The organism is Mycolicibacter kumamotonensis, from assembly GCF_002086285.1.
Classification (GTDB): domain Bacteria; phylum Actinomycetota; class Actinomycetes; order Mycobacteriales; family Mycobacteriaceae; genus Mycobacterium; species Mycobacterium kumamotonense.
Genome location: NZ_MVHU01000023.1, coordinates 72,924 through 81,290, shown reverse-complemented (window position 1 = coordinate 81,290; position 8,367 = coordinate 72,924). Strand labels below are relative to the sequence as shown.

Here is an 8,367-nt window from a genome sequence, read left to right as displayed (position 1 = left end):
CATCCGGAGGCGGCGGGCCGGGGGGCGGGCTTGGCGGTACATCGCCCTTAACCTCCTCCATGCCGGGCCTCGGAGGTGGTGGCGGTGGACCCAGCGCTGGACCGCAGGGCCTCCAGGGCGGCGGGTTGAGCCAGGCGTTCGCTTCGGGTACGCCTGGGGGTCCGCCAGGACCAGGAGGACCCGGCGGTCCACCACCGCCATGGGCGCAGGGCGAGGCGGGTTCCGCTGGATTCGGACAGTCGTCGGCTTCGCAGGTTCCGCCGTCGCCGTCCGTGACGCCTATGGCGGGTGGGATGCTCGGCAACCTTGCCCATCTGGCCACTCCCAACTCTGAGGCTGCGGCAGCCGCCTCGACCGCGGGCGGGACGACACCGACACCGGCGACACCAGTGGCACCGTCCATGCCAGCCGGGCCGACCTCGGTCCCTTCGGCGCCGATCAGTACCGGCCCGACAGCTCCGTCGGGCCCATTGCCCGGTTACGGCGCAGATCTGCGTCCCGCGGGCGCCGCTGCCCCGGCTGTGCCAGCAGGTCCAGCCGCACCGGCGGCACCGACGGCACCGGCCCCACCCGGCGGTCCCACCACCCCGGCTTCGGGCGGGACCACCGTCGCGTCCTCCGGTGATCGTCCCGCGCCGGGCAAGCCGACCGCGAGCACAAGTGGGCAGTCGGGTGCGGCGATGGCCGGCGGCGCGGCCGCCGGAGCTACGGCGGGGGCTGGGGCTGGCACCGCCGCCAAGCGCATGGCCGAGCAGGACGATGTGCAGCGCAAAGTCGATGCGGTGGCGCGCCAGGCACCGAACATCGCCTGGGCGGCCGGCTTGCGTGACGACGAGACCACCACCGTGTTGGTGACCGATCTGGCCGGAGGCTGGATCCCGCCTGGCGTTCTGTTACCGCCCGGAGTCACCCTGCTCCCTCCCTCCCAACGCCGTCACGACCTGAACGTGGTCGATCTGCTCGGCGCGGTCATCGCCACCGCAACACATCAGCCCAACACCTATGTAGCTGAAGCCGGCCCCAACGATCCGCTACCGGGCGCCGGGGAGCGCGCCCGTTACGGCCAACGCGTCGACGAACTCGGCCCCACCCTCATTGATGCGTCCGGGGCCAGCACCCGGTTGCCGCGCATCGTGCAGACCGTCGCTCGGGCGGTGTCCCATAGATCGGGTGTGGCCGACAACGAAATCGAACGCTTCCGCAACGTCGTCAACGACATCGCGACCAAGGTGCTCTCGGCTTATCCGCACCATCTGCCCCGCGACGTCGCTGACTGGATGCTGCTGGCGGCCATCGACGCCCTGATCGACGGAAGTGAAGAGCTCGCCCGCTATCACCTGGCGTGGCATCAGGCCGTTGCCCCGGCCAGGCACGCCGCATGAGTGCCCCGGATGGTTCGCCGTGCGGCGTGGCAATGGCCGGCCTGAACCAATTGCTGGAGTCAGAAGCATTGGCGCGCCTGGATCCCGCGGACAAGAAGAATGCGTGGACGACAGCCGCCGCCGCGGTCACCCACCTGCGCGCAAGGCTCACCGAGATCTGCGAGGCCGGGGATCAAGCCTGCAACGCAGCTGCGGCCTCGGTATTACCGGATGATGACAAGCTCACCCAACTCAACGCCATCAAGGACCGGGTCAACAGCGACGCCGCCGGAGCCAGTCGCGCCGCGGTAGCGAAAATCGTCGGCGTCATCCAAGAGCTTCTCGACCTTGCCGGAAGCAACGATGACGCCCCTAAATGGCTTGCTGCGCAAGGATTCGATGTTGCAGAGCGTCCGCTCCCACCGCCGATCACCAAAGACGACCTGCGCTAACGACCCGCCACCTCAGCATCCCCGAACGTCATCTCGACATGCCCCACCGTCGACGACATCATCGGCCGCTTCGGCAGGCCCAGCGCAGCCAGTTCGCGAGCGTACGGATGGGTGCCCAGCCGCAGCGTCGTACCGCCCATCGCTCCGCGTACCTCGGAAACCCGCATCTCCCAAGGAATCTGCCGGGTAACACCGTCGAGGTGGCTGAACGCCTGCAGCGTCCGCGGCTTCGAGGTCAACAGGCCCGGGACCGGCAGACCGCGCCCGAATTCCATGGTGGCGATGTGTTGACCGTCCGCGGCGATGTCGAAACCCAGCCGCTTGCCATCGCGAACGGTGAAGTCCGCCATGATCTTCGGGAAGCCCCAGATGGTGCGACCAGCCTCGAGTGTGAACTCCTGGTCCACCGGTAGGTGGTGGATGAACGCACCGGCGGAACCCAGCGCACGCCAGCCGCGCGCCGACGAACCGGGCGGGTTGATCATTACCGCGGTCCCGAATTCGTGGTACTTGCCCAGATCGCCGTCGATGTAGCGGGCCAGCATCAGGTTGACCACCGCCTGGCCCGGCCGGTGCTGAAAGACCTGCAGGCCGCTGTAGTCGATCATCGCTTGTGCGGCATCCGCCGGAACCGAGAACATCGCGCTATGCACATCCGCCTGACGGATGCGGACGGGCATGGTAAGCACAGTGCCAGCGATGGTGTGTTGCGAAAGAGCCATGACGCCCACTGTAATCCGGAGGACGCTGATGACCGAGGTTATGGCCGATGCGAAGCCGACGACCAAGCCCGATGTCGATCTGACCGACGGCACCTTCTACGCCGACGGTGGGGCGCGCGCCGCCTACAAATGGATGCGGGCCCATGAGCCGGTGTTCCGGGACCGCAACGGTCAGGCCGCCGCCGCCAGTTACGCCGCGGTGATCGACGCCGAGCGCAACGCGGAACTGTTCTCCAGCACCGGGGGCATCCGGCCCGACCAGCCGGGCATGCCGTACATGATCGACATGGACGACCCCGAGCACCTGGTGCGCCGCAAACTGGTCAACGCCGGCTTCACCCGCAAGCGGGTGCATGCCCAGCTGCCGTCCATCGGGACACTCTGTGACACCTTGATCGACGCGGTCTGTGAGCGCGGAGAGTGCGACTTCGTCCGCGATATCGCCGCGCCGCTGCCGATGGCGGTGATCGGCGACATGCTCGGCGTCCTGCCCGAAGAACGCTCGATGCTGCTGGAGTGGTCCGACGACCTGGTGGCCGGGCAGAGCTCACACCTGGACCCGGAATCGGCGACGTTTCAGGCGGTGATGGAGGCGTTCGCCGGCTGGACCGACTTCACCCGAGGCATCATCACCAAACGCCGGGCTGAACCGACTGACGACTTGTTCTCGGTCCTGGTCAACGCCGAGGTGGACGGCGCGCAGATGTCCGACGACGAGATCATCTTCGAGACCCTGTTGATTCTGATCGGCGGCGACGAGACCACCCGGCACACGCTGTCCGGGGGCACCGAACAGCTGCTGCGCCACCGCGATCAGTGGGAGATGCTGCGCGCCGACGCGAGCCTGCTGCCCGGGGCCATCGAGGAGATGTTGCGCTGGACCTCCCCGGTGAAGAACATGTGCCGAACGCTGACCGCCGACACCGAGTTCCACGGCACCGAGCTCAAGCAGGGCGAGAAGATCATGCTGCTGTTCGAATCGGCGAACTTCGACGAGGCGGTGTTCGACGAACCCGAGCGATTCGACATCCAGCGCGATCCCAACAGCCATCTCGCGTTCGGCTTCGGCACCCACTTCTGCATGGGTAATCAGCTGGCCAGGCTGGAGCTTTCGCTGATGACTGAGCGGGTGCTGCAGCGGCTGCCGGATCTGCGCCTGGCCGATGGAGCCGAGGTGCCGCTGCGGCCGGCGAACTTCGTCAGTGGTCCGGTATCTATGCCGGTGGTGTTCACCCCGAGCAAGCCGGTGCTGGTATAGGCGAGCGTGTAATCAGCGCGAAAACCGCGCCCGAAAATCGCTGGGAGTACACGCTCGTCGCGCCCAGGCGTCCGCAACCCGGCCGAGGATGCCCCCTTCGGTGTCTTCGAGGGTGATCCGCAGGTCGATCCAGCCGAGCCCCGTAACCGTCTCGTGGCGTCGGATGTCTTGATTGAAGCGCCGTGGATTGGTGCGGTGATGTTCGCCTTCGTAGTCGAGGCCGACCATGATCTCCTCCCAGCCCATGTCTAGGACCGCGACAAGCTGCTGCCATTCGTCGTAAACCGGGATCTGGGTTTGCGGCGGCGGGTAGCCGGATCGAATGAGAAACAGTCGCAGCCGGGATTCCCGTGGTGAGTCCGAACCGGTGTCGACGAGCGGAAGCGCGATTCGGGCATCACAGATCCCGCGGCGTCCCCGGTAGCGCTCGGCCAGCAACTCGACGTCGGTGATCTTGAGGTCAGTGGCCTGTCCGAGGGCATCGATGGCCGCGACGGCCTTGACCTGGGGATAGCGGCAGGCGAGGTCCAATGCGGTGCGAACGGGCGTGGTCACCGGTACGCCGCCGATCAGCTGCACCTCGTCGTCATCGAACCGGTCCGACCACGTTCGGATGCGTTTGGGTGGCCGGCGACAGTCGTAGAGCAGCTCCGCCGGTGCGTGATCATCAACCCATTTCGCGCCGTGCAGCGCGGCGGCCGACTGGCCCGCGACGACGCCACGTCGCCGCGACCACAGCCACGCGGCTTGGGCTCGCAATACCGCGGTGGGTCGAGTACCGGCTGGAACATAAACGTCTGGATGGATTGCGACGAATCGGCTCCGCAAGGCGTACGGCGTCAACCGGCCGCTTCGGACGGCCTCGCTGCCCAGGAACGGTGTCGCCATGGCGGAAGCCTGCCAACGAGCACTGACACAAGCGCCGAACGTGTACTGGTTGCGAAAATCTCGCCGAAATTTCGCAGTGGTTACACGTTCGGCGGCAGGACCTGCGGCAGGACCGGCGGGGCGGTGGGCGCGAGCCCGGCCCGCAAAGACTCCACGATCGCGTCCACCGGCGACCGCCACTGTAACCCCAGATCGGCCAGCGTGGCCGAGTCGTCGGTCGGGGTGGCCGAGGTCAGCAGCCACGCCGCCTCGTAACTCAGCGACGCGGGCAGCGGCAGCACCCGGCTCGCGACATCGGAAATCCGCCCGATCCCGCGAAACACACTGGGGGCGACCCGGATTCGACGCACCGACGCGCCCAAACCGACCTCCACCGCGGAGATCATCTCGTCGAAACCGACCATGATCCCGCCGCAGAGGTAACGGTGCGGGCCGCGGCCGGGCCGCATCAGCGCCTCGTGCACCCGGCCGATGTCGCGGACGTCGACCATCGCCATGCCGCCGCGCACCACCGGCGCCACCCGGTATTGCACGATCGGTGCCCAGCCCCGCTCGGTGACCCCGGGCGCCGTCCAAAACGCCGGGCCGACCACGCTGGACGGGTAAGTGACCACGACTGGGGCGCCCTCATCCTGCAGCCGACGGGCCACCCGCTCGCCGTAGGCCTTGGTGCGGGCGTAGGCGCTGCGCCCCGGCACGGTGGGCGAGTCCGGCCCGATGACACCGTTGGGCGGCGGGAACAGCGCGCTGTAGCTGCTGACCGACACCACCGGGTCCAGGCCGGCGGCCACCGCCCGGGTCAGGATCGCCTCGGTGGCGTGGGCGTTGATGTCCCACATCAGCTTTTCCAGGCGGTCGTTGGTGCCGACCACCCCGGCCGCGTGGAGCACCGAGTCGCAGCCGTCCAGCAGCCGCCCGACGACGTCGGCGTCGCGGATGTCGCCGTCGAGCACTTCTAACGTGCCCAGCTCGCGCAGCTTCGGGATGACGGGCTCGGAACCGCAGCCCGGCGCGACCAACAGCCGCACCGAATGCCCGGCTTCCAGCAGTGCCTTGACGGTGTGGGCGCCGAGGTAGCCGGTGCCGCCGGTGACCGCGATCTGCATCAGCGGTTCTTGAACTCGGGTTTGCGCTTCTCGGCGAAGGCCCGCGGGCCCTCCTTGGCATCCTCGCTCAAGAACACCTTGATCCCGATCTGGGTGTCGAGCTTGAAGGCGTCGTTCTCGTGCATGCCCTCGGTCTCGTGGATGGTGCGCAGCATCGCCTGCACGGCCAGCGGGCCGTTGTTGTTGATCTGCTCGGCGATCTCCAGCGCCTTGGTCAGCGCGTGCCCGTCGGGCACCACGTGGCCGATCAGTCCCATGCTCAACGCCTCGGCGGCGGTGATGTGCCGACCGGTGAACAGCAGGTCACACGCCATCGTGTAGGGAATCTGGCGCACCAGTCGCACCGCGGAGCCGCCCATCGGGTACAGGCTCCACTTGGCCTCGGAGATACCGAACTTGGCGCTCTCGCCGGCGATGCGGATGTCGGTGCCCTGCAGGATCTCGGTGCCGCCGGCGATCGCGGGCCCCTCTACGGCGGCGATCAGCGGCTTGGTGAGCCGGCGGCCCTTGAGCAGGCCGTCGATGCGCGACGGGTCGTAGCTGCCGTCTTTGAAGGAGTCGCCGGGCGCCTTCTGGTTGGCCGACTTGAGGTCCATTCCCGAGCAGAAGTAGCCACCGGCGCCGGTCAGGATGCACGAGCGGATCTCGTCGTCGTTGTCCACCCGGTCCCACGCCTCGACCATGATCGCCAGCATTTCGCCGCTCAAGGCGTTGCGGGACTCCGGCCGGTTCAGCGTGACGATCAGCGTGTGTCCGCGCTGTTCAACCAGGGCGTGGGGCTGTTGTGACGACTCGGACACCGGCGTCCGCCTTTCCGCGTTGGGGCCTCGACTTGAAAACGAAATGTAACACGTTCTAGTTTGTGTGTTGTGGCTCTCAACATCGCGGATCTCGCCGAACACGCCATCGACGCCGTTCCGGATCGGGTCGCCCTGATCTGTGGGGACGAACAGCTGACCTACGCGCAGCTGGAGGAGAAGGCCAACCGGCTGGCTCATTACCTGATCGACCAGGGCGTCAAGAAGGACGACAAGGTCGGCCTGTACTGCCGCAACCGCAACGAGATCGTCGTTGCGATGCTCGGCATCATCAAGGCCGGCGCCATCCTGGTCAATGTCAACTTCCGCTACGTCGAGGGCGAACTGCGCTACCTGTTCGACAACTCCGACATGGTCGCGCTGGTGCACGAGCGCCAGTACGCCGACCGGGTCGCCAACGTGCTGCCCGACACCCCGAAGGTCAAGACCATCCTGGTGGTCGAGGACGGCAGCGACTTGGATTACGGCCGCTACGGCGGGGTGGAATTCGAGGCGGCGCTGGCGCAGGGCTCGCCCGAGCGCGACTTCGGGCCGCGCAGCGCCGACGACATCTACCTGCTCTACACCGGCGGCACCACCGGGTTCCCCAAGGGCGTGATGTGGCGCCACGAGGACATCTACCGGGTCTTGTTCGGTGGCACCGACTTCGCCACCGGTGAGCCGGTCGCCGACGAGTACGACCTGGCCAAGCAGGCCGCGGCCAACCCGCCGATGATCCGCCACCCGATACCGCCGATGATCCACGGCGCCACCCAGTCGGCGACCTGGATGTCGCTGTTCAGCGGCCAAACCGTGGTGCTGGCACCGGAATTCGACGCCGACGCGGTGTGGCGCACCATCCACGATCACAAGGTCAACCTGCTGTTCTTCACCGGGGATGCGATGGCGCGTCCGCTGCTGGACGCGTTGCTGGCCGCGCAAGCCGCCGGCGAAGAGTACGACCTGTCGTCGTTGTTCCTATTGGCGTCCACCGCGGCGCTGTTCAGCCCGAGCATCAAGGAGAAACTGCTGGAACTGCTGCCCAACCGGATCATCACCGACTCCATCGGGTCGAGCGAGACCGGCTTCGGCGGCACCAGCATCGTCGCCAAGGGCGAGGCGCACACCGGCGGGCCGCGGGTCACCATCGACAAGACCACCGTGGTGCTCGACGAGGACGGCAACGAGGTCCAGCCCGGCTCGGGGGTGCGCGGCATCATCGCCAAGCGCGGCCACATCCCGGTCGGTTACTACAAGGACGAGAAGAAGACCGCCGAGACATTCAAAACCATCAACGGGGTGCGCTACGCGATCCCGGGTGACTTCGCGCAGGTCGAAGCCGACGGCACCGTCACCATGCTCGGCCGTGGCTCGGTGTCGATCAACTCCGGCGGCGAGAAGATCTACCCCGAGGAGGTCGAGGCCGCCCTCAAGACCCACCCGGACGTGTTCGACGCCCTGGTGGTCGGGGTGCCCGACGTCCGCTACGGCCAGCACGTCGCCGCGGTCGTGCAGGCACGTGGGGATGCCCGGCCGTCCCTGGAGGAGATCAACACGTGCGCTCGCACCGAGATCGCCGGCTACAAGGTGCCCCGCAGCCTGTGGTTCGTCGACGAGGTCAAGCGCTCGCCGGCCGGCAAGCCGGACTACCGGTGGGCCAAAGAGCAGACTGAGGCCCGCCCGGCCGACGAGGTGCACGCCAAGCATGTGACGGCCGACAGCTAGATTCCCGGTTTCACCGGCGATCTGCCTCCGGCGACCCGGGGTACGGAGCTAGTCTCTG

General features: G+C 67.5%; 8 protein-coding genes. 4 read left to right on the top strand and 4 right to left on the bottom strand.

The window, feature by feature from the left end; all coding sequences use genetic code 11:
- Positions 1 to 521 precede the first annotated feature (521 nt).
- Both BST28_RS24795 and BST28_RS15515 read left to right on the top strand, forming a co-directional pair.
- Entirely contained in the window at positions 522 to 1,382 is an 861-nt protein-coding gene (locus tag BST28_RS24795) for a DUF5631 domain-containing protein (RefSeq protein WP_234808300.1), read from the top strand.
- Positions 1,379 to 1,813 (top strand): hypothetical protein, encoded by a 435-nt coding sequence (locus tag BST28_RS15515; protein ID WP_133054306.1) that lies wholly within the window; start codon positions 1,379 to 1,381, stop codon positions 1,811 to 1,813. The genes BST28_RS24795 and BST28_RS15515 overlap by 4 nt, the downstream gene beginning before the upstream one ends.
- On the opposite strand, the gene BST28_RS15510 is transcribed toward BST28_RS15515, so the two are convergent.
- Entirely contained in the window at positions 1,810 to 2,535 is a 726-nt protein-coding gene (locus BST28_RS15510; protein ID WP_029248979.1) for an acetoacetate decarboxylase family protein, read from the bottom strand. The genes BST28_RS15515 and BST28_RS15510 overlap by 4 nt on opposite strands.
- 28 nt (positions 2,536 to 2,563) lie before the next feature.
- Here BST28_RS15510 and BST28_RS15505 point away from each other — a divergent pair, with 28 nt between their 5' ends.
- The gene (locus tag BST28_RS15505; RefSeq protein ID WP_020425468.1) at positions 2,564 to 3,793 is read left to right on the top strand and encodes a cytochrome P450; all 1,230 of its coding nucleotides are present in this window, start codon (positions 2,564 to 2,566) and stop codon (positions 3,791 to 3,793) included.
- 12 nt (positions 3,794 to 3,805) lie between these two features.
- Here the strand turns inward: BST28_RS15505 and BST28_RS15500 are convergent, their stop codons facing one another.
- The 3 genes from BST28_RS15500 to BST28_RS15490 form a co-directional block, all read right to left on the bottom strand.
- Positions 3,806 to 4,681: a type IV toxin-antitoxin system AbiEi family antitoxin gene (locus BST28_RS15500; protein ID WP_019735992.1), complete on the bottom strand. Its 876-nt coding sequence runs from the start codon at positions 4,679 to 4,681 to the stop codon at positions 3,806 to 3,808.
- A gap of 80 nt (positions 4,682 to 4,761) precedes the next feature.
- Positions 4,762 to 5,787 (bottom strand): NAD-dependent epimerase/dehydratase family protein, encoded by a 1,026-nt coding sequence (locus tag BST28_RS15495; protein ID WP_083081750.1) that lies wholly within the window; start codon positions 5,785 to 5,787, stop codon positions 4,762 to 4,764.
- Positions 5,787 to 6,587, bottom strand: a complete 801-nt coding sequence (locus BST28_RS15490; RefSeq protein ID WP_019735990.1) for a crotonase/enoyl-CoA hydratase family protein — start codon at positions 6,585 to 6,587, stop codon at positions 5,787 to 5,789. The genes BST28_RS15495 and BST28_RS15490 overlap by 1 nt, the downstream gene beginning before the upstream one ends.
- Positions 6,588 to 6,656: 69 nt before the next feature.
- Here BST28_RS15490 and fadD19 point away from each other — a divergent pair, with 69 nt between their 5' ends.
- Entirely contained in the window at positions 6,657 to 8,309 is a 1,653-nt protein-coding gene (gene fadD19, locus BST28_RS15485) for a medium/long-chain-fatty-acid--CoA/3-oxocholest-4-en-26-oate--CoA ligase (protein WP_019735989.1), read from the top strand.
- Positions 8,310 to 8,367 lie beyond the last annotated feature (58 nt).

What these genes read in the sequence shown, in the direction of transcription:
- BST28_RS15515 (WP_133054306.1), top strand. Translation starts at nt 1,379, where the DNA reads ATGAGTGCCCCGGATGGTTCGCCGTGCGGCGTGGCAATGGCCGGCCTG.
- BST28_RS15510 (WP_029248979.1), bottom strand. Translation starts at nt 2,535, where the DNA reads ATGGCTCTTTCGCAACACACCATCGCTGGCACTGTGCTTACCATGCCC.
- BST28_RS15505 (WP_020425468.1), top strand. Translation starts at nt 2,564, where the DNA reads ATGACCGAGGTTATGGCCGATGCGAAGCCGACGACCAAGCCCGATGTC.
- BST28_RS15500 (WP_019735992.1), bottom strand. Translation starts at nt 4,681, where the DNA reads ATGGCGACACCGTTCCTGGGCAGCGAGGCCGTCCGAAGCGGCCGGTTG.
- BST28_RS15495 (WP_083081750.1), bottom strand. Translation starts at nt 5,787, where the DNA reads ATGCAGATCGCGGTCACCGGCGGCACCGGCTACCTCGGCGCCCACACC.